Source organism: Caldisericia bacterium (genome assembly GCA_026414995.1).
GTDB lineage: Bacteria > Caldisericota > Caldisericia > B22-G15 > B22-G15 > JAAYUH01.
In genome coordinates, this window is sequence record JAOAHY010000012.1 from 1 (window position 1) to 26696 (window position 26696).

General features: G+C 29.5%; 23 protein-coding genes and 2 rRNA genes. 20 read left to right on the forward strand and 5 right to left on the reverse strand.

Annotated features, from left to right (window positions below; translation table 11 throughout):
• Nucleotides 1-157 precede the first annotated feature (157 nt).
• The 15 genes from N3D74_04835 (at nucleotide 158) to N3D74_04905 (ending at nucleotide 17113) form a co-directional block, all read left to right on the forward strand.
• A 23S ribosomal RNA gene (locus tag N3D74_04835) occupies nucleotides 158-3206 on the forward strand.
• 54 nt (nucleotides 3207-3260) lie between these two features.
• A 5S ribosomal RNA gene (gene rrf / locus N3D74_04840) occupies nucleotides 3261-3378 on the forward strand.
• A 32-nt stretch (nucleotides 3379-3410) separates the two neighbouring features.
• Entirely contained in the window at nucleotides 3411-4076 is a 666-nt protein-coding gene (locus N3D74_04845) for a YggS family pyridoxal phosphate-dependent enzyme (protein ID MCX8095492.1), read from the forward strand.
• 65 nt (nucleotides 4077-4141) lie between these two features.
• Nucleotides 4142-5590: a stalk domain-containing protein gene (locus N3D74_04850; GenBank protein MCX8095493.1), complete on the forward strand. Its 1449-nt coding sequence runs from the start codon at nucleotides 4142-4144 to the stop codon at nucleotides 5588-5590.
• Nucleotides 5591-5602: 12 nt separating this feature from the next.
• Complete coding sequence (locus tag N3D74_04855; GenBank protein MCX8095494.1) at nucleotides 5603-8701, forward strand: PQQ-binding-like beta-propeller repeat protein; 3099 nt, start codon at nucleotides 5603-5605, stop codon at nucleotides 8699-8701.
• A gap of 69 nt (nucleotides 8702-8770) precedes the next feature.
• Nucleotides 8771-8908 carry a hypothetical protein gene (locus N3D74_04860; protein ID MCX8095495.1) on the forward strand — a complete coding sequence of 46 codons (138 nt, stop codon included), beginning with the start codon at nucleotides 8771-8773 and terminating at the stop codon, nucleotides 8906-8908.
• 104 nt (nucleotides 8909-9012) lie between these two features.
• Nucleotides 9013-11130 carry a UvrD-helicase domain-containing protein gene (locus tag N3D74_04865; GenBank protein MCX8095496.1) on the forward strand — a complete coding sequence of 706 codons (2118 nt, stop codon included), beginning with the start codon at nucleotides 9013-9015 and terminating at the stop codon, nucleotides 11128-11130.
• The gene (locus N3D74_04870; GenBank protein ID MCX8095497.1) at nucleotides 11130-11711 is read left to right on the forward strand and encodes a cob(I)yrinic acid a,c-diamide adenosyltransferase; all 582 of its coding nucleotides are present in this window, start codon (nucleotides 11130-11132) and stop codon (nucleotides 11709-11711) included. Before N3D74_04865 ends, N3D74_04870 begins: the two co-directional genes overlap by 1 nt.
• 4 nt (nucleotides 11712-11715) lie before the next feature.
• Complete coding sequence (gene cmk, locus N3D74_04875) at nucleotides 11716-12330, forward strand: (d)CMP kinase (protein MCX8095498.1); 615 nt, start codon at nucleotides 11716-11718, stop codon at nucleotides 12328-12330.
• Nucleotides 12327-12974, forward strand: coding sequence for a 1-acyl-sn-glycerol-3-phosphate acyltransferase (locus tag N3D74_04880; GenBank protein MCX8095499.1), 648 nt, complete (start codon nucleotides 12327-12329; stop codon nucleotides 12972-12974). The genes cmk and N3D74_04880 overlap by 4 nt, the downstream gene beginning before the upstream one ends.
• Before the next feature lie 2 nt (nucleotides 12975-12976).
• Complete coding sequence (gene ispH / locus N3D74_04885) at nucleotides 12977-13807, forward strand: 4-hydroxy-3-methylbut-2-enyl diphosphate reductase (protein ID MCX8095500.1); 831 nt, start codon at nucleotides 12977-12979, stop codon at nucleotides 13805-13807.
• Nucleotides 13789-15105: a ribosome biogenesis GTPase Der gene (gene der, locus N3D74_04890; protein MCX8095501.1), complete on the forward strand. Its 1317-nt coding sequence runs from the start codon at nucleotides 13789-13791 to the stop codon at nucleotides 15103-15105. The genes ispH and der overlap by 19 nt, the downstream gene beginning before the upstream one ends.
• Nucleotides 15102-16088 (forward strand): NAD(P)-dependent glycerol-3-phosphate dehydrogenase, encoded by a 987-nt coding sequence (locus N3D74_04895; GenBank protein MCX8095502.1) that lies wholly within the window; start codon nucleotides 15102-15104, stop codon nucleotides 16086-16088. Before der ends, N3D74_04895 begins: the two co-directional genes overlap by 4 nt.
• 52 nt (nucleotides 16089-16140) lie before the next feature.
• Nucleotides 16141-16419: an HU family DNA-binding protein gene (locus N3D74_04900; protein MCX8095503.1), complete on the forward strand. Its 279-nt coding sequence runs from the start codon at nucleotides 16141-16143 to the stop codon at nucleotides 16417-16419.
• Nucleotides 16420-16522: 103 nt separating this feature from the next.
• A complete protein-coding gene (locus N3D74_04905) occupies nucleotides 16523-17113 on the forward strand; it encodes a helix-turn-helix domain-containing protein (GenBank protein MCX8095504.1) in 591 nt (196 codons plus the stop codon).
• Here N3D74_04905 and rdgB read toward each other — a convergent pair.
• Together rdgB and rph are read right to left on the reverse strand one after the other, a co-directional pair.
• Nucleotides 17097-17708, reverse strand: a complete 612-nt coding sequence (rdgB, locus tag N3D74_04910; protein MCX8095505.1) for an RdgB/HAM1 family non-canonical purine NTP pyrophosphatase — start codon at nucleotides 17706-17708, stop codon at nucleotides 17097-17099. The two genes, N3D74_04905 and rdgB, sit on opposite strands and share 17 nt — an antisense overlap.
• Complete coding sequence (rph, locus tag N3D74_04915) at nucleotides 17668-18402, reverse strand: ribonuclease PH (protein MCX8095506.1); 735 nt, start codon at nucleotides 18400-18402, stop codon at nucleotides 17668-17670. Before rph ends, rdgB begins: the two co-directional genes overlap by 41 nt.
• A gap of 162 nt (nucleotides 18403-18564) precedes the next feature.
• Here rph and secD point away from each other — a divergent pair, with 162 nt between their 5' ends.
• From secD to dtd, 5 genes are read left to right on the forward strand one after another with little or no spacing between them, the layout of a single operon-like run.
• Nucleotides 18565-19791, forward strand: coding sequence for a protein translocase subunit SecD (gene secD, locus N3D74_04920; GenBank protein MCX8095507.1), 1227 nt, complete (start codon nucleotides 18565-18567; stop codon nucleotides 19789-19791).
• Nucleotides 19792-19803: 12 nt separating this feature from the next.
• On the forward strand, nucleotides 19804-20838 hold the full coding sequence (secF, locus tag N3D74_04925) for a protein translocase subunit SecF (GenBank protein ID MCX8095508.1): 1035 nt from the start codon (nucleotides 19804-19806) through the stop codon (nucleotides 20836-20838).
• Between the two features lies 1 nt (nucleotide 20839).
• Nucleotides 20840-21352: an adenine phosphoribosyltransferase gene (locus tag N3D74_04930; protein ID MCX8095509.1), complete on the forward strand. Its 513-nt coding sequence runs from the start codon at nucleotides 20840-20842 to the stop codon at nucleotides 21350-21352.
• 7 nt (nucleotides 21353-21359) lie between these two features.
• Complete coding sequence (locus N3D74_04935) at nucleotides 21360-23384, forward strand: bifunctional (p)ppGpp synthetase/guanosine-3',5'-bis(diphosphate) 3'-pyrophosphohydrolase (GenBank protein ID MCX8095510.1); 2025 nt, start codon at nucleotides 21360-21362, stop codon at nucleotides 23382-23384.
• Nucleotides 23385-23837 (forward strand): D-aminoacyl-tRNA deacylase, encoded by a 453-nt coding sequence (dtd, locus tag N3D74_04940; GenBank protein ID MCX8095511.1) that lies wholly within the window; start codon nucleotides 23385-23387, stop codon nucleotides 23835-23837.
• On the opposite strand, the gene mtnA is transcribed toward dtd, so the two are convergent.
• From mtnA to N3D74_04955, 3 genes are read right to left on the reverse strand one after another with little or no spacing between them, the layout of a single operon-like run.
• A complete protein-coding gene (mtnA, locus tag N3D74_04945; GenBank protein MCX8095512.1) occupies nucleotides 23817-24842 on the reverse strand; it encodes an S-methyl-5-thioribose-1-phosphate isomerase in 1026 nt (341 codons plus the stop codon). The genes dtd and mtnA overlap by 21 nt on opposite strands.
• On the reverse strand, nucleotides 24843-25586 hold the full coding sequence (locus N3D74_04950) for an S-methyl-5'-thioinosine phosphorylase (GenBank protein ID MCX8095513.1): 744 nt from the start codon (nucleotides 25584-25586) through the stop codon (nucleotides 24843-24845). It lies immediately after the preceding gene.
• A 39-nt stretch (nucleotides 25587-25625) separates the two neighbouring features.
• Nucleotides 25626-26681 (reverse strand): PHP domain-containing protein, encoded by a 1056-nt coding sequence (locus tag N3D74_04955; protein ID MCX8095514.1) that lies wholly within the window; start codon nucleotides 26679-26681, stop codon nucleotides 25626-25628.
• Between the last annotated feature and the right edge of the window lie 15 nt (nucleotides 26682-26696).

Sequence of the window (26696 nt, forward strand, 5' to 3'; positions counted from 1 at the left end):
AGGTAGGTGTACGAGAACGTGCGCCTGGATCACCTCCTTTCTAGGGAGCCATTTCTTTGGGTATAAGCAAGTACTGCTTAGTTTTGAGGGTATTAACCCTCTTTTTATTCTGTACCTTGAAAATTAGTGATTTGATTCTGATCTCTCAACTTACCTAAGTCAAGGAAGTAAGGGCGTACGGTGGATGCCTTGGCACAGGAGGCCGATGAAGGGCGCAGCAAGCCTGCGATAGGCTCCGGGGAGCTGCAAGCAAGCGTTGATCCGGAGATTCCCGAATGGGGTAACCCGATATTCCTGATAAGGGAATATCATCTCTACCTGAATTCATATGGTAGAGAGGGCAAGCAGGGGAAGTGAAACATCTCAGTACCCTGAGGAAAAGAAAGAAAACTCGATTCCCTGAGTAGCGGCGAGCGAAAAGGGAAGAGCCCAAACCAATCAGGTGTTAAAGCCTTGGGGCGTTGCCTGATTGGGGTTGTAGGAGTGGCTTTTTAGAGAGCCCAAGCTCTCTAAGGAAGTTACAAAAGAATTGCTTAGCTGAATAACTTGGGAAAGTTAGCCATAGAGGGTGAAAGCCCCGTAGGCAAAAAGCAATTCTCTTCCTAAGCCACATCCTGAGTACCACGGGACCCGTGAAATCCTGTGGGAAGCAGGGAGGACCACCTCCCAAGGCTAAATACCTCCGTGACCGATAGTGAACATAGTACCGTGAGGGAAAGGTGAAAAGAACCCCGGAAGGGGAGTGAAATAGAACCTGAAACCGTATGCCTACAAACCGTGGGAGGACTATGTCAAGATTATCTTGACAGTCTGACCACGTGCCTATTGAAGAATGAGCCAGCGAGTTACTGACTACGGCGAGGTTAAGGACGATAGTCCGAAGCCGAAGCGAAAGCGAGTCTGAATAGGGCGCTTAGTCGTAGTCAGTAGACCCGAAGCCGGGTGACCTACCCATGGCCAGGTTGAAGTGGGATTAAACTCCCATGGAGGACCGAACCAGTCAGGGGTGAAATCCTGTTGGATGAGCTGTGGGTAGAGGAGAAATTCCAACCGAACCCGGGGATAGCTGGTTCTCCCCGAAATGCATTTAGGTGCAGCCCCAGGTTAAATGAAGAGTGGGGGTAGAGCACTGGATGGGCTAGGGGCCCTTTGGGCTACCGAACCCAACCAAACTCCGAATACCACTCTTTCTTATCCTGGGAGTGAGAAAGCGGGGGAAAAGCTCCGTTTTCGAGAGGGTAACAGCCCAGATCACCCGCTAAGGTCCCTAATGGAAGCTAAGTGTTTTTGATAAGGAAGTGGGGCTACTTAGACAGCTAGGAGGTTGGCTTAGAAGCAGCCATCCTTTAAAGAGTGCGTAACAGCTCACTAGTCGAGTGGCCCTGCGCCGAAAATGTACGGGACTAAGCTTCCAACCGAAGCGGTGGATCAGGATAAAAATCTTTAAAGATTTTTATCCTGATGGTAGGGGAGCGTTCCTACTGCGGTGAAGGTACACCGTAAGGAGTACTGGAGCGGTAGGAAGTGAGAATGCTGGCTTGAGTAACGAAAAGAAGGATGAGAATTCCTTCCGCCGTAAGTCTAAGGTTTCCTGGGGAAGGTTCGTCCACCCAGGGTTAGTCGGTCCTAAGTTGAGGCCGAAAGGCGTAGACGATGGGCAGCCGGTTAATATTCCGGCACCACCTAATCTTCGTAAAAAGCGAAGGGGTAGTCGAGAAGGATAGGTCTGCAGGGTGATGGAATACCCTGTCCAAACCCGTAGGTGGCATCTCTAGGCAAATCCGGAGATGCGTTAACACCGAGAGGTGATGGGGAGTCACTGGGTAACCAGTGATGAAGTGACTGATTCCATGCTCGCTAGAAAAACCTCGTAGCATTGAAGATTAGGTGACCGTACCGCAAACCAACACAGGTAGACTGGGATAAATGTCCCAAGGCGCGCGGAAGAACTCTCGTCAAGGAACTCGGCAATCTAACCCCGTACCTACGGAAGAAGGGGTGCTCTCCTTGGTGTAAGTAATTACTACTGAAGCTAAGGAGAGTCGCAGGTAATCGGCTCGGGCGACTGTTTAACAAAAACACAGGTCTCTGCCAAGCCGTAAGGCTAGGTATAGGGGCTGTGGCCTGCCCAGTGCCGGAAGGTTATGGGGAGGGGTTAGCCTACCTTGTGTAGGCGAAGCTCCGAACTTAAGCCCCGGTGAACGGCGGCCGTAACTATAACGGTCCTATGGTAGCGAAATACCTTGTCGGGTAAGTTCCGACGCGCATGAAAGGTGTAACGACCTGAGCGCTGTCTCGACGAGAGATCCGGTGAAATAGCAATGCCCGTGCAGATGCGGGCTACCTGCAGCAGGACGGAAAGACCCCGTGGAGCTTTACTACAACTTGGCATTGGATTCTGGCACATTATGTATAGGATAGGTGGGAGGCTGTGAAGCAAGGGCGCCAGCTCTTGTGGAGCCAACCTTGGAATACCACCCTTAATGTGTTAGAATTCTAACTCTCAACCCTGACCGGGTGAGAGGACAGTGTCAGGCGGGTAGTTTGACTGGGGCGGTCGCCTCCTAAAAAGTAACGGAGGCGCCCAAAGGTACCCTCAACGCGGTTGGAAATCGCGTGTAGAGTGCAAAGGCATAAGGGTGCCTTACTGCATAGACCGACAGGTCGAACAGTCACGAAAGTGGGGCTTAGTGATCCGGTGGTTGCGCGTGGAAGCGCCATCGCTCAACGGATAAAAGTTACCCCGGGGATAACAGGCTGATCTCTCCCGAGAGTCCACATCGACGGGGAGGATTGGCACCTCGATGTCGGCTCATCGCATCCTGGGGCTGGAGAAGGTCCCAAGGGTTGGGCTGTTCGCCCATTAAAGCGGTACGCGAGCTGGGTTCAGAACGTCGTGAGACAGTTCGGACCTAATCCGCTGCAGGCGTTGGAGATTTGAGGGGGTACACCCTTAGTACGAGAGGACCAGGGTGTGGGAACCTCTGGTTTACCGGCTGTCCCGCCAGGGGCAGGCGCCGGGTAGCTATGTTCCTACGGGATAAGCGCTGAAAGCATCTAAGCGCGAAGCCCACCCCAAGATAACACCTCCCATCCTCTGCAAAGAGGAGTAAGGTCCCTGGAAGACTACCAGGTTGATAGGCCCGAGGTGTAAGTGTGGTAACACACTTAGCTGACGGGTACTAATAGACCGAGGACTTGACTTAGGCTAAGTTGAGAGATCAGTATCAAATTACTAATTTTCGTTATTATTCATGGGCTCTGGTGATTAAAGCGAAGGGGAAACACCCGGCTCCATTCCGAACCCGGAAGTTAAGCCCTTCAGCGCCGATGGTACTGAGGAGGGAAACCCCTCGGGAGAGTAGGTCATCGCCAGGGCCCTTTTTATTTTTATGCTAATATAAATATGTATGAATAAAGATTATATAATAAAAAACATTGAAAAAATTTTTAATGAAATTCCAAATTATGTTAATGTCGTTGCAGTTATAAAAAATAGAAATATAGAAGAAATTGATTTAGCAATAAAAGGTGGTATTAAAATATTAGGAATAAATTATGTTAAAGATGGTTTAAATATTTATAATTTTTTTAAAAATAAAACAGAATTTCATCTTATAGGCCATCTTCAATCAAATAAAATATCTAAAGCTATAAAAATATTTGATAAAATTCAAACAATAGATTCTATAGAGCTATCTTATGAAATTAATGAAAAATTAAAAAAAGAAGATAAAATTTTACCTATTTTTATTGAGATTAACATTGCAAAAGAAAAGAGTAAGTTTGGTATAAATCCAGAATATATATATGAATTTTCAGAAAAGTTATCAAATTTTGATAACTTGGTTATAGAAGGTTTAATGACAATGGGTCCAAATGTACCTGATAAAGAGATTATTAGAAAATATTTTAAAGAAACAAGAATTATATTTGAAAATTTAAAAAAATTAAATTATAAAAATTTTAATTTAAAATATTTATCAATGGGGATGTCAGATTCTTATAGAATTGCAATTGAAGAAGGATCAAATATGATAAGAATTGGAAGAAAAATATTTGAAAAAAATGAATAAAATTATGTTAAACTTAAATGGAACAAAGATGATTAAATTTATTCTAAATAATTTAGGAGGAGTTAATGAAAAAAAGTTTGTTTTGTTTAGTGATAATAATTTTAATTTCACCTTTATTTATTGGTTTAAAATTCCAAAATCCTAAAATTTATATTGAACCACAAAATATGAGTGTTATCTCAGGAGGTTTTGGAAGTTTTGATATAAGAATTAGCAATATAACAGATCTTTATGGCGCATCTTTTGATATAAATATTCCACTTTCAAATTTAATTGTTGAAGATACATATATAAGTGATTCAAAAGATAATGAAACAAATATTTTAGTAAAAGATAAAAGAAATATAGTTTTATTAAAAGCAGTTAAACAAAATGAGAACAGAATAATTATAGGTATATCAAGAATTGGTCAAATTAATGGAATTACAGGTTCGGGGCTTCTATTGAATGTTAAAGTAAAAGGGGGAAATGTAGGTGTTTATGATATAACATTAAACAATATTTACCTTTTTGATTCTAAAATGAGACAAATTCAAGTTGATACTATAGATGCAAAAACAAAAATAACTGTTTATCCAGTAGATTCAACACCACCAACAATAAAATTTATAAAAACACCCCCACAAGAAACAAATCAAACTTTAAGTATAGAATTTCAATGGGAGGGTAGTGACGATAAAACTCTTCCTGAAAATTTAATATATTCATATAAGTTAGATGATTCTCCTTGGAGTGATTGGAAAAAAATAACAAAATTTTTAACACCCAATTTAAAAGAAGGTGACCACACTTTTTCTGTAAAAGCAAAAGATGAAGCAAACAATGAATCAAATATAATTACATATACTTTTAAAATTGATATAACACCACCTATACTTGAAATATCATCTCCTTTATCGAATATTGAAGTTTTAGAAAAAATATTAGAAATTAAAGGAAAAACTGAGCCAGGTATTACTGTTAAATCAAAAGATATTTCTGTAATTTCTGATCAACAAACAGGTGATTTTAAAATTTCATATACTTTAAATGAAGGTGAAAATAAAATAGAAGTTAAAGCAATTGATAAAGCCGGAAATGAAACAATCAAAACATTAATAATTAGATATAAGGCAAGAACTATTATTAGACTCCAAATTGGAAATCTTATGGCAGTTTTAAATGATAAAACAATAATTCTTGAATTAGCTCCTTTTATAGAAAATGGAAGAACATTAGTTCCACTAAGATTTATTGCTGAATCATTTGGCGCTAAAGTAAATTGGGAACCAAAAGAACAAAAGATTACTATAACCCTTGAAACCAAAACCATAACTCTTTGGGTTGGGAAAAAGGAAGCTCTTGTAAACAATCAAAGATATTATCTTGAGGTACCTCCAAAAGTTATTGAGATTCCTGAAATTGGTGGTGGAAGAACTGTTGTTCCACTTCGTTTTGTTTCTGAAGCATTAGGTGCAAAAGTTGATTGGGATCCTGATTTACAAATAATAACAATTACATATCCAGGATATTAATTAGGAGGAGAAATGAAAAATAAATTATTATTAAACCTTTTTATTTTAATTTTATTTTTTGGTTTAACAAACATTAATGTTTACGGAAATTTAAAACAAACATCTTCTTGGACAACTTTTATGAAAGATTCAAGGCATACTGGTTTAGCAGATATAGAAATAGATCCTAATAAATTACCAAAAACAGACGATCCGGTTGCTAAAAGTGAATTATCTACTAATTCGAAATCTTCACCAATTGTAGCAAATGGTTTTGTATATGTTGGAGACGCTTCAGGTAAAATATATGCATTCAGTATAAATGATGCAAAAAATGTTATTGTTTCTGGTGGTAATTGGCAACCAAAATGGACTTATCAAACCCCTAATATTATTAACGGTTCACCTCTTTATTATAATGGAAAAATTTATGTTTGCTCAGGTGGTGATGTTAATAAAACAAGTGGTATTTATGCTATAAATGCTTTAACAGGTCAAAAAATTTGGGAGTTTTCAGATTTAAACCAACCTACAATTTTTAGAGGGCAAGCAGAGGGATCTCCTATAGTTGCTGAAAATAGAATTATTTTTGCAACAAATGGGATTGAATCATATGTATATGCATTAGACCCAGAAACAGGAGGTCTTATTTGGAGATTTCCTCTTTCAAACCATGGAGTAAAAGGATCACCATGCTTTCTTGGAGGTTCAGTTTATGTTTTAACTTTTGATGGTTTTATATACGCAATAGATATATTAAGTGGTTCTTCACCCATTTCACCATATAAACCAACAGGTATATCAGCATTCCAAAATTATTCATCAATTTCAACTGATGGAAATTATCTTTATATACCTGTAAAATCTCAATACTCCTTTGAAAATGGTAAAATAGTTTTTCTAACAACACTTCTCTCATTTGTTAGAGAGTTTTCTACTAATAGTCATTTTTCAGCAACTGCAGCTATTGGTGATGATTCAATTTATATTGGTGATGAACTTGGTAGATTTTATTCGATTGAAAAAACTACAGGTACTATAAGGGGTGGTTTTCCTTTTCAAACAGGTGGAAAAATAGAGAGTTCAGCTGCAATTTCAGGAAATTATATTTATTTTGGTTCAAACGACAAAAAAATTTATGGATTAAACAGAAGAACTGGTCAAAAATTATGGGAATATGAAACTCAAGGTGAAATTCAATCATCACCAGCAATCGCAGAAGGTGGTTTATTTTTTGTGTCGCAAGATCATTATTTATATGCATTTTTTGAAAATGATTTTGATATAAATATATCTCCTGATAGTCAAGTAACATATGTTGGAGGTGAAGTTACTTTTTCTATTAATATTTTACCTTTTAGCAATTTCTCTGGTAGCGTAGAATTATTTCTTGAAAATGCACCATCTAATTTAATTTATAAATTTGAACCTAAAGTACTAACAGATCAAGTTAAAAGTTCAACATTAAAAATAAATATTCCTGAAGGTGTTAATGCTGGAACTTATAATATGAAAATTGTAGCTAGAAGCTTAATTTCTAGAAGATCAAAAAATATAAGACTATCAGTTAATGTTCAACCATATTTTTCATTAAATGTTAATCCTGAAAAAGGAGAGGTATTTATAGGTGATGATGAATTTATTTTTAATGTATCTTTCTCTGCATATGGTGGATTTACAGATACTATTTCATTATCAATAGAGAATCCACCTTCTGGAATTCAATATGAATTTAATCCTCAAACAATATCTATATCAAACCCTAATTCTAAACTTACTGTTAGAGCTATATTGGCAACAATTCCCCAATCATACACTTTAAGAATAAAAGGTATAAGTGGCTCAATAATAAGAACAAAAGATGTGACTTTAATTGTAAAGCCACAAGTAGAAGGTTCGTTTGTGATTAATGTTTCAAATGTTTTAAATAATATTTATCAAGGTGAAACAGGTATTTTTAGAATATCTCTTGATGGAATAGGTGGTTTTAATACAAAAGTTAAATTGATTTTATTAAATCCCCCACCCAATAGTGAAGTTAGATTTTCTCCACAGGAGATATTTCCTGGTCAAACATCTACTTTAACAATTACAACATCAGATACAACACCTGCTAATTCATATTTATTGACACTTGTTGGTAGAGGTGGAGGTAAAAGTTTTACTATAACCATTAATTTAACAGTATTAGTAAAACCAACAGGTGATTTTAAAATTGAAATTGAACCCCCATTTGAGAGAAATGTTACTAAAGGAGGCACTTTATTTTATATAGTTAAAGTAAAAAGAGATAATATTTTTAAAGATAATGTCAATCTTAAACTAGAAATTCAAGACATATCAATGCCACAAGGATTAACTTATAGTTTTTCACCAGAAACAATTCCTTATGTAATTGATACTTCTTATCTTAAAATAGAATTTCCAAATAATATAAATTCAGGAACTTATAAATTTGTGATTAAGGGTGAAAGTGGGAGTAAAATTAGAGTTCAAAATATAATTGTCTCTGTTTATGATCAAGGAGATACAAATATTTCTTTATTGCCATCACAGATTAATGTAACAAACGGCGAACAATTTAATGTTGATATAAATATAAACAATGTTACAAATCTAGTATCACTAAATTTGTATATTATTTTTGATCCCTCTCTAATTCAGGTTGAAGAAATTAAATTAGGAAATTTCTTATCAAGTGATAATATTACTCCTATTTTTTCATATAAAATTTATAATCTTGAAGGTTATTTGATTTTACAAGGCGTTAGACCTCAAATAAAAGGTGTTAGTGGAAATGGTACTCTTTTTACAATAACATTTAGAAGTATAAAAGAAGGGGATCTCAATTTAAAAATAGCAAATTTAAATTTATATAACACAATACCTAATTATATTCCATGTAAAGTATATACTAATAATATAAAAATATCAGCATCAGGTGGAGTAAAAGGTGATGTTAATGGAGATAAAATAGTTAATGGTTTAGATTTAATACTTCTAATGCAAGCTTTTGGTTCAACTCCAAAAGATCAAAATTGGAATCAGAATTGCGATTTTAATGGTGATTTAATTATTAATGGAATAGATTTAATAATCTTAGCCCAAAATTGGGGAAAAGTAATACCATAAAAATTATTGATTTTTTTAAAAAATATATTAAATTTTAATTAAAAATATTTTTAAAAATAGGAGGTTAAAATGTCACCAAAAAAAGCAACAAAAAAGACAACAGCAAAAAAAGTTGAATCTAAAGCTAAGGAAACAAAAAAGGTAGAAAAAACTGAAAAAAAAGCAACAAAAAGGAGTGGGTGCGGGAGTAAAAAGAAAGAAAGTTAAAATAAATTAAAAACTTAAAAATTTAACATATTAAATTATTTTTTCACTATAATTTTATTTATATTATTAATATTTTTATTTATGTTATACTTATTTTGGTATATATGGGTTTTATAAAGAATTTGATAGATAAAGAATTAAATGAGAATCAAAAAGAAGCTGTTCTTCATACCGAAGGTCCACTTCTTGTTTTCGCGGGTGCAGGAAGTGGTAAAACAAAAACTCTAACATTTAGAGTTGCGTATTTAATTGAAGAGTTAAAAATAAATTCTAAAAATATTTTAGCAGTAACATTTACTAATAAAGCAGCCGAGGAGATGAAAGATAGAATAAAATTACTTCTAAATAGGAATATAGATTTTATGTGGATAGGAACATTTCATTCTATTTGCGCAAGAATTTTAAGAGATGAAATACATAATTTAGGATATAACAAAAACTTTTCTATAATTGATGAAGATGATTCAGTAAAAATTATAGAAGAATCAATAAAATTTTTAGATTTATCTAAAAATTATTTTATTCCTCAAGATATTTTTTCAAAAATTTCTTTTATAAAATCAAGAGGATTTTTTGTTGATGATTTTAAACCAAAAGATGCATATGAAGATATATTAAAAAAAATTTTTTTAAGATATGAAGAAATAAAAAAGTTTGGTAATATGCTAGATTTCGATGATTTAATTAATTTTGTAACTAGACTTCTTAATACTAATGATGTTATTGCAAGGGTGTATTCTGAAAAGTTTAAATTTATTCTTGTAGATGAATATCAAGATATAAATCCCTCACAGCATAAACTTTTAAAAGCATTAACAAAATATAATAAAAACATTTTTGTTGTAGGAGATGATGATCAAAGTATTTACAAATTTAGAGGTTCAAGTTCAGAACTTATGCTTTCATTTAAATATGATTTTGAAGAAGTTAAAGTTGTTTATCTTACAGAAAATTATAGGAGTAGAGAATTAATTGTAAATGCTGCGAAAGAGTTAATTTCAAACAATAAAAAAAGAGAAGAAAAACCTCTTTTTGCTATAAAAGAGGGTGGAAACAAAATTAAACTATATTCAGCTTTAAACGAAATAGATGAAGCTAGGTTTGTAGTTAATAAAATAGAAGAATTAATAAATTTAGGGGTTAAGCCAAATGAAATTGCAATATTATATAGAACCAATGCTCAATCTAGAAATTTTGAAGACTTTTTAATTCTTAAAAATATTCCTTATAGATTAGTTGGTGGTATAAAATTTTATCAAAGAAAGGAAATTAAGGATATTATTTCCTATTTTAGGATTATTTTAAATGATAGAGATTTTTTATCTCTTGAAAGAGTTTTCAATTATCCAAAGATTGGTATAGGTGAAAAGACATTTGAAAAAATAAAAGATTATTTAGAAAAAGGATTTTCTTTAGAAGAGACTTTGGAAGAAATAATTTCATATATGAAAAATAAAAAAATTGAAGAGGGTTTAAGAAAGTTTCTTTTAAATTATAGAAATTGGAAAGAGAATAAAGATGATATATTCAATTTAATAGATTCAATACTTAAAGATACTAATTTTCTTGATGAGCTTGATGATGAACGAAAAGAGAATATTTATGAATTTTTAAATATAATTAAAGAATTTTATGAAAGAACACAAAGCAAAAATCTCGAAGATTTCCTTCAATATATTTCATTAATAAGTGATGTTGACACTATTGATGCCTCTGAAAAAATAACATTAATGACGGTACATTCTGCAAAAGGACTTGAATTTCAAATAGTTTTTATTGTTGGTTTAGAAGATGGCCTATTCCCTCATTTTAAGTCACTTCTTTCAAAAGATGATATTGAAGAAGAAAGAAGGCTTCTTTATGTCGCAATGACTAGAGCAAAGGAAGATTTATATTTTACTTATAGTTTAAGGAGAACAAGAAGAGGAATTCCAGATTTTCCTGAAATTTCTAGATTTATAAAAGAGATACCCTCTAAATACTTTGAGAATTTATGTGAAATTGTTGAAGATAAAGAAAATTTAACTAATTTTATTGATAATAAAACAAACCACGATTTTAAAATTAATAAAAATGAAGTCATTTATCATGAAGAGTTTGGATACGGTAAAGTATTAGATTTTGTTAATGATAATATAAATCCATATATTATTGTTGATTTTGGAGATGGCGATATTAAAAAACTTTCAATTAAATATTCAAAAATAAAAAGAGGTGAATGATGAATGAATTAGGGTTAATTCATTGCTACACTGGAGATGGTAAAGGTAAAACAACTTCAAGTATAGGAGTTATAATTAGAGCACTTGGACATCATTATAAAGTCGGTTTTATACAGTTTTTAAAGGGAATTAGTTATTATGGAGAGTTATTTTTTTTATATAATCTATATCCATATGTGATTTTTTATCATTTTGGAAGAGACTGTCCAAAGTCTTCTATGATTAAACAAGGGTTTGAAAAATGTGATGCATCATGTAAATATTGTTTTATAGATTTTAAAAATCCAAGTGAAGAAGATTTAAAATATGTAAGAATTGCATTTGAAAAAGCAAAAGAAATTTCAAAGGATGTAGATATTCTTGTTCTTGATGAAATAAATCTCGTATTAAAATATAATATGTTATCTATGAATGAATTTTTAGATTTTGTAAAAAACAAACCTGAAAAATTAGAGCTTATATTAACTGGAAGAGATGCTCCAAATGAAATTATTGAAATTAGTGATTATGTTACCGAATTCAAAATGATAAAACACCCATATAACAAAGGTATACTAGGTAGAAGAGGAATAGAGTATTAATATTATGATAATTGCTGTTGACGGACCTTCTGCTTCAGGCAAGACAAGATTAGGAAAAAATTTATCTAATATCTTAGGAATCAAATTTATCGATTCTGGAAGATTATATAGAATTGTTGCCTATCTATTTAAATCAGAAAATGGTAATTTAAAAAAATTTTTAAGATCTAAGAATTGGGCTGAGATTTTCAACAAATTCGATGATTCAATAGATCTTTATTCACCAGAGGTTTCAGATATAAGTTCAAAAATTTCTACAAATAGATGTGTGAGGAAAATAGTTAATAATTATTTAAGAAATATTGCAAAATATGAAAGTTTGGTTATAGCTGGAAGGGATATTGGAACTGTTGTTTTTAAAAATGCAGACTTAAAAATATTTTTAACTGCTGATGAAGAAGAGAGAAAAAAAAGAAGAATCAAACAACTCCTTGAGAAAGGTTTCTCTCCTGATAAAATTGAAGAAGAACTTTCAAAAAGAGACATTAGAGATAGTTCTAGAAAATTATCACCTTTAAAACCTGCTAAAGATGCAATTATAATTGATAATACAAATTTATTAAAAGAAGAAACACTAAATATTGTTTTAAATGAATTAAAAAAGAGAGGTTTATTATGAAAAGTCTATTTAGAAAGTTAATTTATCTTTTACTATATCTAGTTGCATTTCTATTATTTAAAACATTCTTTTTCTTTAAAGTATATGGCAAGGAAAATGAACTTAATGGAGGTGGTATAATTTTCGTTGCAAATCATAATTCATGGTTTGATTTTCTAATTATGGCAATATCTCTTAAACCAAACAAATTTATTCATTTTTTAGCAAAAGAAGAGGTTTTTAAAGGATTTCTTAAATATTTTTTAAATTTTATGGAAATAATTCCTGTTAAAAGAGATAAACTTGACAGAAATGTTATTAAACTAGGTATGTATTACTTGACCAAAAATGAAAATTTAGGAATTTTTCCAGAAGCAACTAGAAGTCCAGATGGAAAATTCCAAGTCGACAACTTTCATTCAGGAGCGAATTTTTTCTCTTTGAAAAATAAATCTCCTATTCAAATGATTTTAATTAAAGGAAGTTTTAAAGCCTTTCCAAGAGGAAGTAAATTTCCAAAACTTTTTACAAGTATTAGAAGTAAAATTTATCCACCTATTTACCCAGATAAATATATAAATAGAGAATTTAATGTCGAAACTCTTAATGAATATACTGATGAACTTAAAAATCTATTTATTGAAAGATTGAAAGAGGATTTTTAAATATGGAAATTATTGAAAGTAAATATTTAGGTTTTTGTAGTGGTGTAAAAAGAGCTTATAAATTGGTCAAAGAAAAGTTAAATAAAGGAACGAAAGTTTATATAAATAAAGAACTTGTTCATAATAAGGATGTTAATATTGAACTAGAAAAAGAAGGTCTTATTATTTCAAAAAATATTGAAGAAATTCCAGATAATAGCATATATACAGTACCTGCCCATGGATTAAGTTTAGATGATTTTAAGATTGCCAATAATAAAAATTTAATAATAATTGATGCTACTTGTCCTTTTGTAATAAAATCATTAAAAATTGGAAAAAAAGTACTTCAAGAAGGAAAATATTTGTTTATAGTTGGAGAAAAAACCCATCAAGAAATAATTTTTTTATATTCCAACTTAAAAGGAGAAAGGACTTTTGTTATAGATGAAAATGATGAAATACCTTATATAAATGGAAAAGTTGGAGTTATAATTCAATCTACAAAAAGTGAAGAATATTATGAACATATGAAAAATAAAATAAAAGCAAAAGTTAAGGATGTTGTCTTCTACAATACAATCTGTAAAGAAAGCCAAAAAAGGCAAATGGAGGTTAAAGAATTAGCAAAAAAAGTAGATATTCTTCTTGTAATTGGTGGCAAAAATTCATCTAATACTAAAAGATTATACGAAATAGGAAAAAAATTTGTTAAAACATATCACATTGAAAATGAAAATGAAATTGAGAGACAATGGTTTATTGATGTAAAAAGGGTTGGAATTATTTCTGGAACTTCAACACCTAATTTCATTATAGAGAAGGTAAAAGAAAAATGTTTAAAATTGCAATAGTTGGAAGACCTAACACTGGTAAATCTACCTTATTTAATACTTTAATTAAAAAAAGTAAGGCAGTAACCTATGAATTACCTGGAACAACAAGAGACTATATTTATGGGGAAGGAATAATAAATGGTAAAAAAGTTTCATTTTTAGATACAGGTGGAATTTCATTTAATGAAAAGACTGAGATTGGCGAAAAAATTAGAATGCAAGTAGAAATTGCAATTGAAATTAGTGATCTTGTAATATTTCTTATTGATGGAAGTATAAAGACAGTAACTGACGAAGATAGAAAAATTTCTAAAATTTTACATAGAAAGAATAAAGAAACCATTCTTGTTTTAAATAAATGTGATTTAAATGAAGCTTGTGATGATTCATATTTATATTTAGAGCTTGGTTTTGGAGAACCAATAAAAATTTCTGCTATTAAAAAAATAGGAATTGATGCACTTATAGATAAAATAAATGAAAAGATAAAATTCGAGGAAAAAGAGGAAATAAAAATTTTAAAGGATATTCCTAAAATTTCAATTATTGGAAAACCAAATGTTGGGAAATCAACGCTTTTAAATGCAATTGCGAATTTTGAAAGATCTATTGTTTCAAATGAACCTGGAACAACTAGAGATATAGTAGAACATTTAGTAAATTATAAATCAAAAGATTATATTTTTCTTGATACTCCTGGTATTAGAAAGGGTATTTTAAAAGATTTAGATTTTTATGTATCATTAAGAGCAATAAATGCAATAAAAGAGAGTGATATAGTTCTTTTTATTATTTCTTGTGAAGATGTTTCTAGAACCGATGAACATCTAATGAGTTTAATTTTAAAAAATAAAAAATCAGGAATTCTTGTTATGAATAAACTTGATAAATTAGACATAAAGAAATTAAATAATTTCCTTAATGAAGTTGCATATCGATTAAATGAAATTCTTTTTTACCCTCAAGTAATGATCTCAGCATTAAAAAAAGAAAACATAGAAATGGTTTTTAAATTAATAGATGTTGTTTTTAAAAACATAAAAAAAGAGTTAAAACAAAATGAAATAAAAGATATGATTTTTGAACTTATCATAAATCATCCACCACCAAGAAAAGGAAAAAAATTATTAAAAATTTACGATGTTCTTATAAAAAATAATAATATAAAAGAAATTTATTTAATTGTAAATGATAAAGATTTTTTAAAGAAAGATTATATAAGATATCTAGAAGATAGAATTAGAAATAAATATGATTTAAAAGGAGTTTTTATTGATTTTATAATTAAAGAAAAAAGGAAGGCAAAAGAAAAATGAAAATTGGAATTTTAGGTGGTGGAGGCTGGGGAACATCTCTAGGATTACATTTATATAGAAAAAAGTTTGATATTATAACATGGTTCCATTCAGAAGAAACTCTTAAAGTAATCAAAGAGACAAGAGAAAACATATTTTATTTACCTGGTTTTATTATCCCAAATGAAATTGAATTAACAAATTATTTAGAAGAAGTAATAGAGAATACTGATATTATTTTTATTGTTATTCCTTCACAATATGTAAGAGAAGTTATTATGAAAATAGATAAGAATAAAATTAGGAACAAAATTTTTCTTATAGCATCTAAAGGAATAGAGATGAAAACTGGAAAAAGAATGAGCGAAGTATTAGAAGAAGTTTTAGAAACCAAAAATTATGCTATTCTTTCTGGACCAAATTTTTCAAAGGAAGTTGCTCTAAGAATACCAACATCAACAGTTGTAGCATCAAAAGATGAAAATTTGTGTTTGATATTTCAAAACCTCTTGACAAATGAGTATTTTAGAGTATATACTTCAAGAGATAGCATTGGAGTTGAGATTGGAGGGAGTTTGAAAAATGTTCTTGCAATTGCATCCGGTATATCTGACGGATTAGGCTTTGGAGTTAATACAAAAGCGTCATTAATAACTAGAGGAATAAAAGAGATGATAAGAGTAGGAAAAAAGTTTGGAGCAAATGAAGAGACATTTTATGGACTCTCTGGTTTAGGAGATCTTGTTGCAACTTCTTTTTCAAATCTATCAAGAAATAGATGGTTTGGAGAGATGATAGGAAGAGGCATAAAACCAAAAGAGATAATATCTTCAACAAGACAAGTGATAGAAGGAGTATATACTGCAAAAGTTATTTATGAAAATAATAGTGAACTTGATTTACCAATTATTACTGAAGTTTATAATATATTATATAAAAATAAAGAACCAATGCTTTCTGTTAGAAATTTAATGACAAGGATTTTGAAAAGTGAAGAAAATTAGTTTAAAATTAATAAAATTAATAAAAATTTTTAAGAAAGGAGGAAAAGTTTAAATGACTAAGCCAGAAATTGTTTCAGCAATTGCAGAAAAAGCTGGTGTAACAAAAAAAGTTGCAGCAGCAACATTAGAAGCATTCATTGAAACAGTAATGGATGCTTTAAAGAAGGGGGAAAAGGTTGCACTTGTAGGTTTTGGAACATTTGAAGTAAGAGAAAGAAAACCAAGAAAAGGAATTAATCCTCAAACAAGAAAACCAATTCAGATCCCAGCAAAGAAAGTTCCAGCATTCCGTGCAGGAAAAGAACTTAAAGCAATAGTTCCAAAAAAGTAGTTCTAAGGAATTACTAAAAGAGGGAGGAAAATTATTTTATATCCTCCCTCTTTTTTATTTCTATTTTTGAAATTATAAATAATTATGATAAAATATAATTAGTATGAATTTAAGAGAAAGATTAATAGAGTTAAGAAAAAGATTAGGTTTAACAAGAACTGAATTTGCTGCTAAAATTGGAGTTTCAGCTGCTTATATTCATATTCTTGAAAGCGGAAAGCAAGAAATAACCTTAAGAGTCTTAGAGAGTATATCTAAATCTTTTGAAATACCAATAACATATTTTTTTGAAAATATTAATTTAAATGACGAAAATAAAATTGAGTTAAAAAAATATAAAATAAATTACTTAATAAATCAAAATAAAGAATTAATTAAAGGTGAATTTGGTGAAATTTATTTACCTAAAAGACAGTTTAATAATAAATACTTTATTATAAAATATCTTGGAGAAAATATCCCGCAATTTGAATTAAATAAAGGAAATTTTATAGTTGTTTCAAAAGAAGATGAATTATACAACCAAGATAAATTAATTGTTCAAATTGGTAAAAATGTAAAATTTTGTATTTTATGTATTAAAAGGGGAAACTATATTCTTTTACCAGAGAATGAAAGTGATTTTTCATTTATTCTTGATGAAAATAAAATGAATATTTTGAAAATAAATAAAATTGTTAGTGTTGAAGAATAGTTTTATAAAAAATTATAAATTTTTCTATAGCTTTACTTCTATGACTTATTTTGTTTTTTTCCTCAAAAGTAAGTTCTCCAACAGTTTTTGAAAATTGTGGTAAATAAAAAATTGGATCATATCCAAAACCAAATTCTCCTCTTTTTTCGTAAAAAATATATCCTTCAAGTTCACCTGTGAAAATTTCTTCATGATTTTCATCTTTATAAACAACTACTGCAATAAATTTAGCTTTTCTATTTTCAAAAGGCACATCTTTTAACATATAAAGTAACTTTTCTATATTTTTGTTAAAATCGCCACTATTATCATAAAATCTTTTAGAATGAACTCCAGGTAATCCACTTAAAATTTCAACAGATAAACCTGAATCATCTGCTATTGTTGGAATTTTTGTTAATTCAAAGCCATATCTTGCTTTTATTAGAGCATTTTCTATAAAAGTATTACCTATCTCATCTGGTGAGTTAAAATTTGGAAAATTTTTTGGAGTTAATATCTCTAAATTAAGTTCTTTTAATAAATAAATATATTCATTTAATTTTCCTATATTTTCAGTAGCTATAAATAACTTTTTTGAGCAATTCTTTTTCATATTCAATTATTTTACTTATCCCTTTCCAACCTACTTTTATCATACTAAATAATTCTTCAAGTGAATAATCTCTTTTTTCTGCAGTGCCCTGAATTTCAACTAATTTTTTATGTTCGTTCATAACAAGATTAAGATCAACTTGTGCATCAAAATCTTCGTTAAAATCTAAATCAACTATAATTTCATCATTATATATTCCTACACTAATTGCACCAATAAAACTTCTAATTGGAAAATAAGGAATTTTTCCATTTTTATATAACTTAGCTAATGCAATATACATTGCAACAAAACCACCATTTATAGCAGCAGTTCTTGTTCCTCCATCTGCTTGAATAACATCTGTGTCGATCCAAATTGTTAAACCTGAAATTGCTGTTAAATCAACTGCTGCCCTTAATGATCTTCCTATTAATCTTTGGATTTCTTGAGATCTTCCTTCAATTCGTCCTTTATCAATATCTCTTATAGTCCTCGGATAAGTTGAGCCTGGAAGCAATGAATATTCAGCAGTAATCCAACCTGAATTCATATTCTTTAAGAAAGGAGGAACTTTTTCCTCAATCATTGCAGTACAAATAACTTTAGTATCACCCATTTGTACAAGAGCTGAGCCATTTGGGTATTTTAAAAAATCTATATCAATCTTAAATTCTCTTATATCTTCATTACCTCTTCCATCTTTTCTTTTAATCAAGACTTCTCTCCTTTCTTTTAAAATTATAACTTTTATGTAAAAATTTTGTCAAATTAAAATATATTTATGATATTATATTATTGTTGTCATTAATCTTGACTTTGATTAATTTTAAAATAAAATTATTTAGGTTTGTTTATTTATTTTTAGGAGGAATATATGAGATTGAAAAACTATTTAGGTAGACTAATTTTTCTTCTTGTTGTTATAGCAATAGGTGTCTGGGCAGTAAAAACAAAAACTCCAACACTTGGTCTAGATCTTAAAGGTGGAGTTCACATTGTTCTTGAATGTGTAGATACTGAACAGGTTAAAGCAACTCCAGAATTAGTTGAAAGCACAAGAGCTGTTATAGAAAAAAGAGTTAATGCTCTTGGTATTTCTGAAGCAGTTGTTCAAAGAGAGGGAGGATTAAATAGCAAAAGAATAATTATAGATATTCCAGGTCAAAGAAATTTAAAACTTGAAGATATTGAAAATTTAATTGGTAAAACTGCTCTTTTACAATTTAAACTCGAAGATGGAACTGTAATTTTAACAGGAGCAAATTTAAAAGATGTTAGAGTTCAGTTAAATACAGATCCAGCAAAAAAAGGACAAGCAGTAATTGCATTTGAACTTGACTCTGAAGGGACACAAAAATTTGCTCAAGCAACTAAAGAAAATATTGATAAACATATTGCAATATATTTAGATGAAGATTTACTTATGAATCCTGTTGTAAAAAGTGAAATACCAGATGGAAAAGGAGTGATAGAAGGAGATTTTACAGTAGATCAAGCATCTCAGTATGTAGCACTCCTACAAGGAGGTTCTCTTCCTCTTAAAGTTAATATTCTTTCATCTGAAATAATTGGTCCATCTCTTGGTGAAGATATGGTTGCAATGAGTATTAAAGCAGCAATTTTAGCGTTAATTTTAATTGTATTATATATGACAGTATATTATAGATTGATGGGCTTTTTAGCATCTATTGCACTTCTAATTTTTGTTCTTGTTGATTTAGCAGTTTTAATACTTTTAAATGCAACTTTTTCATTACCTGCAATTGGAGGTTTTGTTTTGACCCTTGGTATGGCAGTAGATGCTAATGTAATAATATTCGAAAGAATAAAAGAAGAAATAAGAAGTGGAAAAACTTTAAAAACTGGTATAAGTTTAGGATTTAATAAAGCATTTAGAACTGTTTTAGATTCAAATATTACGACACTTTCAGGTGCACTAGCAATTATTTATTTTGGAATTGGTTTAATAAAAGGTTTTGGAGTTACTTTAACAATTGGAATATTAATTTCATTCTTTTCAGCAATATTTACAACAAGACTTCTTTTAGATCTTTTTTCTTCGACACCACTTGCAAAAAATGGAAAAATTTTTGGTTATTAAAGGAGTGGAAAGATGAGATTATTTAGTATTGAAAATTTACAATTTATACCAAGAAGAAAATTTTATTTTTCAATTTCTCTTATTTTAATTTTGATCTCAATTATAGCAATAATTTTCAATTACATTACAATTAAATCTCCGTTAAATTATGGTTTAGATTTCACAGGAGGAACAATTCTTGATTTGAAATTTGAAAAAAACCCAACTGTAAGTGAAGCAAGAGATATATTAAAAGAATTTGGATATGGTTCTGGTGTTATTCAAGTATCTCAAGATGGTAGATTAATTGTAAGAATTAATCAGAAAAATTTAACTCCTGAAGAAAGAGAGAAAATATTTACAAAACTTGAGGAAAAATTTGGAAAACTTGATAGAGAAAACTTGAGGCTATCATCTATTGGACCAACAATAAGCAGTGAATTAAAAAGATCAGGAATAATTGCTTTACTTGTTGGTTTATCATTTATATTTATCTATATTACTTTAAGATTTCAATTTAGATTTGCAGTTGTAACGATACTTGCTCTTATTCACGATACTATAATAACAGTAGGACTTCTTGCTTTAATTAGACAACAAGTAAATAGTCCATTTATTGGTGCCTTACTTGCAATTATTGCATATTCTGTTCAAGATTCTGTTGTAGTTCTTGACAGAGTTAGAGAAAATTTAAAAATTTTAAAAGATAAATATTCTTATGATGATATTATTAATATAAGTATTCAACAATCATTCACACGTTCTTTAAACACTTCATTAACAACACTACTTGCTATTATTGCAATACTTATCTTTGGAGGTTCAACAATAAGAGATTTTTCATTTACACTTCTTTTTGGAATCACTGCTGGAACATATTCATCAATATTTATTGCTGCACCACTTCTAGTTGTTTGGAATAAGTTAAGTAAACATAAAATAGAGGAAGTAAAGAAAGAGATCAAAATCTCTGAAGAAATAACAAAGGCTCAAGTTGCAACAAATCCAATTAAAATAAATCAAAATAGACCAAAAAATAAGAAAAAGAAAAAAGGAGGTAAAAAGTAAAATGAATTTAAGACAATTTATAAGAGACATACCTGATTTCCCCCAAAAAGGGGTTCTTTTTAGAGATATAACTCCTCTTTTAAAAAATAAAGATGCATTTAAAGAAGCAATTAATTTAATGGTTGAACCATTCAAAAATGAAAAAATTGATTTAGTAGTTGGTATAGAAGCGAGAGGTTTAATTTTAGCATCACCAATTGCATATAATTTAAATGCTGGTTTTGTACCAATTAGAAAACCAGGAAAACTTCCTTGGAAAACCGAAAGAAAAGAGTATGAACTTGAGTATGGTATGGCAATTTTAGAAGTTCATTTAGATTCAATACAAAAAGGTGATAGAGTATTAATTGTTGATGATGTTCTAGCAACTGGTGGAACAGCTAAAGCAGCTGCAGAACTTGTAGAAAAACTAGGTGGAATTGTTGTTGGTTTTGATTTTCTTATTGAGTTAGTTGATTTAAAAGGAAGAGATATGCTAATAAAATATCCACTTTTCTCTATTTTGAAATTATAATTATTATATGGAAGATGAAAAAACGAAACTTATCTCCGAAGTTGAACTTTGGGAGGTTTTTAGAGATAAATTAAAAGATAAATTCTCTGAGAAAGAGATTAGAGATTTAGAGGATATTTACCTTTTTGCCAAAAAGGCTCATGAAGGACAAGAAAGAGCATCTCATGAGCCTTATATTTTACATCCTTTAAATGTTGCATTAATTTTACTTGATTTTAATGTTGATTTTTCCACTCTTGGAGCAGCTATACTTCATGATGTTGTTGAAGATACAAATGTTTCAATAGATACAATTAGAGATAAATTTGGTAAAGAAATATCAAATTTAGTTGATGGTGTAAGTAAAATTTCACAGATAAAGTTTTTATCTCTTGAAGATTGGAAACTTGAGAGTTTAAGAAAAGTTTTGATAGCAATGGCTTCTGATTTTAGAGTTGTTTTCATAAAACTTGCAGATAGATTACATAATATGAGGACCTTAAAATATTTACCTCAAGATAAAAGAAAGGAAATTGCAAAAGAAACTATGGAGATTTATGTTCCACTTGCACATAGATTAGGTATATATACTTTAAAATGGGAGCTTGAGGATCTTTCTTTTAAATATCTTGAGCCAGAAATATTTCAAGATTTAAAAATAAAAGTTTCAAAAAAAAGAGAAGAAAGAGAAAAGGAAATTGAAGATATAAAAAAAGAGATAGAAAAGCTTCTTGAAGAAAATGGAATCAAATCAAGAGTAGAAGGAAGGGCAAAAAACCTATATTCAATTTATAGGAAAATGAAACAAGAAAACAAAACTTTTGAAGAGATATTTGATTTAACTGCATTAAGAGTAATAGTATCTACTGTCTCAGATTGTTACAAAACACTTGGTTTAGTACATACTAGATGGAAACCTCTTCCAGGAAGAATTAAAGATTATATTGCCATTCCTAAACCAAATGGTTATCAATCTTTACATACAACTTTAATTGGAGATAACGGAGAACCATTTGAAATTCAGATAAGAACTGAAGAAATGCATAAAAAATGCGAAATGGGAATGGCAGCCCACTGGATTTATAAAGAAGGAGGAAAAAAGATTGATCCTGATTTGTCAAAAAAAATTAATTGGATAAGACAAATTTCTGAATGGCAAAGAACAATTCCATCTGCAAGGGAATTTATTAATAGAGTTAAAGAAGATATATTTTCAGACGAAATTTTTGTTTTTACCCCTAAAGGTGAAATTATAAATTTACCTCAAGATGCTACTCCAATTGATTTTGCTTATAAAATTCATACAGAAATAGGTCATAAATGTGTCGGAGCAAAAGTTAATGGAAGAATTGTTCCTCTTGATTATAAACTAAAAACCGGAGATAGAGTTGAAATATTAACTTCAAAAAATTCCCCTGGCCCTTCCAGAGATTGGTTAAAATTTGTAAAAAGTTCGTCAACTAAGGAAAAAATAAGACAATTTTTTAGGAGAAAAGAAAAAGAAACTGAAATAGAAACTCAAAAAGAAGAAATACAGGATAGAGAAGATAAGGGAGTTCGTCTTGAAAGAAAAGTAAAAACTCAAAGCAAACTTGGGATTATTGTTGAAGGACTTAAAGGAAACCTTCTAATAAATTTAGCAAAATGTTGTACTCCAATACCTGGAGATGAAATAATTGGTTATATTTCTAAAGGCAGAGGTATAGTTATTCATCGAAGAGATTGTAAAAATTTACTTTCAATTTTAGGTCAAGAAAAAGAAAATATAAATAAAATCGTAAATGTGAGTTGGGCTGAAGATACAAAAATTTTATATCCCGTTAAAATTGATATTTATGTTAAGGATGAGCCAGGTGTTTTAAATAATATTGTTTCAATTATCTCTAAATATAATTATAATATTGAATCTATTAATGCACCTCCTGCTAGAAATAAAGAGAGAACAACTATTATATATATGACTCTTCAAATTCCAGGGTACAGTAGATTAAAAGAACTAATTAATGAAATTAGAACAGTTCAAAATGTATTAGATGTTAAAAGAGGCGAATAAATGAGATGTGTAATTCAAAGAGTAAAAGAAGCAAAAGTAAAAGTTAATAATGAGGTGAAATCAGAAATTAAAAATGGTTTTCTTATTTTATTAGGTATTCAAATTCAAGATGGTGATGAAGATATAAATTATCTTATAAGAAAAGTTTCAAATTTAAGAATTTTTGATGATGAAAATGGGAAATTAAATCTTTCCATAAAAGATGTGAATGGCGAAATAATGGTTATATCTCAATTTACACTTTATGGAAATTTAAAAGGAGGATATAGACCTGATTTTACTAGAGCTGAAAAGGGAGCAAAAGCAGTTGAATTATATAATAAATTTATCGAAAGTTTAAGAAAAGAAGGATTTGTAGTTAAAGAAGGTGTCTTTGGTGCTTATATGGATGTTGAACTTATAAATGATGGACCTGTAACAATAATTATAGATTCAAGATTGAAAGATTTTTAATATATTCTCTTCAAATGGTTTATATATTACCCCTTTTTCAGTTATTATTCCAGTAATATTAACATTTGGTGTAACATCAAAAGAAGGATTAAAAACTTTTGCTTCATCGAGTGTTATTTTTATTTCTTTTATATATTTTATCTCGTTTTCATTTCTTTCCTCAATTGGAATCTCATCTCCATTTTTAATACTAATATCAATTGTTGATGTTGGAGCTGCAATATAAAAAGGTATTTTATGTTCTTTTGCAAGAACAGATAAAGTGTATGTTCCAATTTTATTTGCTGTATCACCATTTCTTGCAATTCTATCTGCTCCAACAATAACTTTATTAACTAATCCAATTTTCATAACATAACCTGCCATTGAATCTGTAATTAAAGTTGAGTCAATTCCCTCTCTTAATAATTCAAAACCTGTTAATCTTGCTCCTTGAAGATAAGGTCTTGTTTCAGTGTAATAAACTTTTATATTTTTTCCATTTCTAAAAGCATATTTAATTACACCAAGAGCTGTTCCTGGGCCTAATGTAGCAAGTGAACCTGTATTACAATGAGTTAAGATAGTATCTCCATCATTTATTAATTTTTCACCAATATTAGATATTAATATACACCTCTCCTCCTCTTCTCTTTCTATTTTAAGGGCTTCATTGAGTAAAATTTCTAAAACATGTTTATTTTTAAAATTTTCTAAAAGTTTTTTTTTCATTCTATTTATTGCCCACATTAAATTTACTGCTGTAGGTCTTGCTGAAATTAATTCATTTGAAACAATTTCATAATCTTCTAATTTATTTTTTTCATATAATTCCTTTATCCCTAAATAAAAACCATATGCTGCAGTAACCCCTATTACTGGTGCACCTCTTGTTTTCATTTCTTTAATTGAATTTTTAACCTCTAAATAACTTTTACAATTCTCATATTTAATTTCAAATGGAAGCAATCTCTGGTCTAAAATTAAAAGAGTATCTTTTTCCCATTTAATTGGTTTAATATCCATTTAAACCTCCAATTTTATTTCTTTAATTATTTCTAAAATCGCCTTTTTCAAAATAGGAAGTTTATTGTTCATTATTTCAACAACTTCAATGTGAGAAATTTTTTTATCTGAAATTCCTGCTGCAAAATTTGTAACTATTCCAATTGATGCATATTGTATGCCTACTTCATTTGCAAGAGTTACTTCAGGTGTTCCAGTCATTCCAACTAAATCTCCACCAACAATTTTCAACATTTTTATTTCTGCTTTTGTTTCATATCTTGGTCCATTCATTGTTACATAAGTTCCACTACTATGATAATTTAAATTTAATCTATTAAATACATTTTTTATTATTTCTCTTAAATATTTTGAGTATGGTTCTGTCATATCTATATGTTTAAAGTCACCTGGTGTATCAAAAAATGTCGATTCTCTTCCATCTGTAAAATCAATAAATTGATCAATAATCACAAAATCACCTGGTTTCATATTTTCGTTTAAGGAACCACAAGCAGAAGTTGCAATAATAAATTTAACATCAAGCTCTTTCATTCCCCAAATAATTTTTCTATAAGGTATAAGATGAGGTGGTAATTGATGTCTTTTCCCATGTCTTGCAACAAACACAATTTCTTTTTCAAAATATTTTCTTAAAGTATACTCAAAAATTCCAAAAGGAGTTATCAAACTATCTTCTTTAATAATTTCAATTTCATCAAAATTATATACACCACTTCCTCCAATAATTCCAATTCTTATCATTTATCACTTCCTCCTTTTAAAAAACTGAATTTCATTTTATCATAAAAATTTTTCATATTTAGTTTCATCTAAAAGATAAATTGGATTTGAATAAATCCAAGGTTTATAGTTAAACCTATGAAAAACTTCTGTTTCAATTCTATAAATTCCAAAAGGAACATTTTTTAAATAAATTTCTTTATCATACTTTTCAAAATATTTTTTGCCATCTTTTATAATTCTAATAAGACATTTTTTAGGAGTTTTTATAATTAAATTTTCTTTTCCTTGAAATAAAACCTTTCTTCCTATTAAATAAAAATCACCCCCTTTTTCCAAACCAAAAATAAAACCTTTTCCATCTCCAAGATATTGGTGAATTATATAAATGTTTCCATTTTTCAATGAATTAAAAACCAAATTTTTATTTAAATTACTTTCCTCTGTTATTATATTTGTTCTTATTGAATTAAAATAATAATTAAAAGGAAATGTTTGAATTTTAAGTTTTTTAAAAATTTTAAAATATAAAAAATGTGCATCAAGAGTTCCTATACCTATAACTTTCCTTGTTTGATTTAATTCATCCCACTTATTGAGAGTTTTATAGTTTGGAATATCCCTATCAAGTCCAGGAAAAAAATAAAAAAGTATATAAGTAAATAAATTTAATCTTTCACCACCATCACATGTATAATTAAAAATTGATAAACCAGTGAAATTTTTTATATCCCAATTTTTCCATGCCATATTAGCTTCTTTTTTAATAAATCTATTACCATTAAAAAAAGGATGTTCAATAAAAGATAAACCTCCTTCTTTATCTATTCTATTGATGTTATTTTGAGAGTCATTAGAAGGTTCAATTAAATTTTCTATACCAATTGCAAGAATATGATCTCCATGATAAGGCGTTATCTCTTCACCAACAATTAATAATTTATTATTATAATAACCTTCAAATTTTTTTCCTTCTATTGTATTGTGGTCAGTTATTATTAAAAAATCAATATTAAATTTTTTAGCATATTTTATTAATTCAAGTGGTGTTAATTCACTATCCTTAGAATAAATTGTATGTAAATGAATAACTCCTGAAAAGTGATAAAAATTCATATCATTAAAATTTTA

Coding starts and splice junctions, on each gene's coding strand:
- N3D74_04845 (MCX8095492.1), top strand. CDS start 3,411: ATGAATAAAGATTATATAATAAAAAACATTGAAAAAATTTTTAATGAA.
- N3D74_04850 (MCX8095493.1), top strand. CDS start 4,142: ATGAAAAAAAGTTTGTTTTGTTTAGTGATAATAATTTTAATTTCACCT.
- N3D74_04855 (MCX8095494.1), top strand. CDS start 5,603: ATGAAAAATAAATTATTATTAAACCTTTTTATTTTAATTTTATTTTTT.
- N3D74_04860 (MCX8095495.1), top strand. CDS start 8,771: ATGTCACCAAAAAAAGCAACAAAAAAGACAACAGCAAAAAAAGTTGAA.
- N3D74_04865 (MCX8095496.1), top strand. CDS start 9,013: ATGGGTTTTATAAAGAATTTGATAGATAAAGAATTAAATGAGAATCAA.
- N3D74_04870 (MCX8095497.1), top strand. CDS start 11,130: ATGAATGAATTAGGGTTAATTCATTGCTACACTGGAGATGGTAAAGGT.
- cmk (MCX8095498.1), top strand. CDS start 11,716: ATGATAATTGCTGTTGACGGACCTTCTGCTTCAGGCAAGACAAGATTA.
- N3D74_04880 (MCX8095499.1), top strand. CDS start 12,327: ATGAAAAGTCTATTTAGAAAGTTAATTTATCTTTTACTATATCTAGTT.
- ispH (MCX8095500.1), top strand. CDS start 12,977: ATGGAAATTATTGAAAGTAAATATTTAGGTTTTTGTAGTGGTGTAAAA.
- der (MCX8095501.1), top strand. CDS start 13,789: ATGTTTAAAATTGCAATAGTTGGAAGACCTAACACTGGTAAATCTACC.
- N3D74_04895 (MCX8095502.1), top strand. CDS start 15,102: ATGAAAATTGGAATTTTAGGTGGTGGAGGCTGGGGAACATCTCTAGGA.
- N3D74_04900 (MCX8095503.1), top strand. CDS start 16,141: ATGACTAAGCCAGAAATTGTTTCAGCAATTGCAGAAAAAGCTGGTGTA.
- N3D74_04905 (MCX8095504.1), top strand. CDS start 16,523: ATGAATTTAAGAGAAAGATTAATAGAGTTAAGAAAAAGATTAGGTTTA.
- rdgB (MCX8095505.1), bottom strand. CDS start 17,708: ATGAAAAAGAATTGCTCAAAAAAGTTATTTATAGCTACTGAAAATATA.
- secD (MCX8095507.1), top strand. CDS start 18,565: ATGAGATTGAAAAACTATTTAGGTAGACTAATTTTTCTTCTTGTTGTT.
- secF (MCX8095508.1), top strand. CDS start 19,804: ATGAGATTATTTAGTATTGAAAATTTACAATTTATACCAAGAAGAAAA.
- N3D74_04930 (MCX8095509.1), top strand. CDS start 20,840: ATGAATTTAAGACAATTTATAAGAGACATACCTGATTTCCCCCAAAAA.
- N3D74_04935 (MCX8095510.1), top strand. CDS start 21,360: ATGGAAGATGAAAAAACGAAACTTATCTCCGAAGTTGAACTTTGGGAG.
- dtd (MCX8095511.1), top strand. CDS start 23,385: ATGAGATGTGTAATTCAAAGAGTAAAAGAAGCAAAAGTAAAAGTTAAT.
- mtnA (MCX8095512.1), bottom strand. CDS start 24,842: ATGGATATTAAACCAATTAAATGGGAAAAAGATACTCTTTTAATTTTA.
- N3D74_04950 (MCX8095513.1), bottom strand. CDS start 25,586: ATGATAAGAATTGGAATTATTGGAGGAAGTGGTGTATATAATTTTGAT.
- N3D74_04955 (MCX8095514.1), bottom strand. CDS start 26,681: ATGAATTTTTATCACTTTTCAGGAGTTATTCATTTACATACAATTTAT.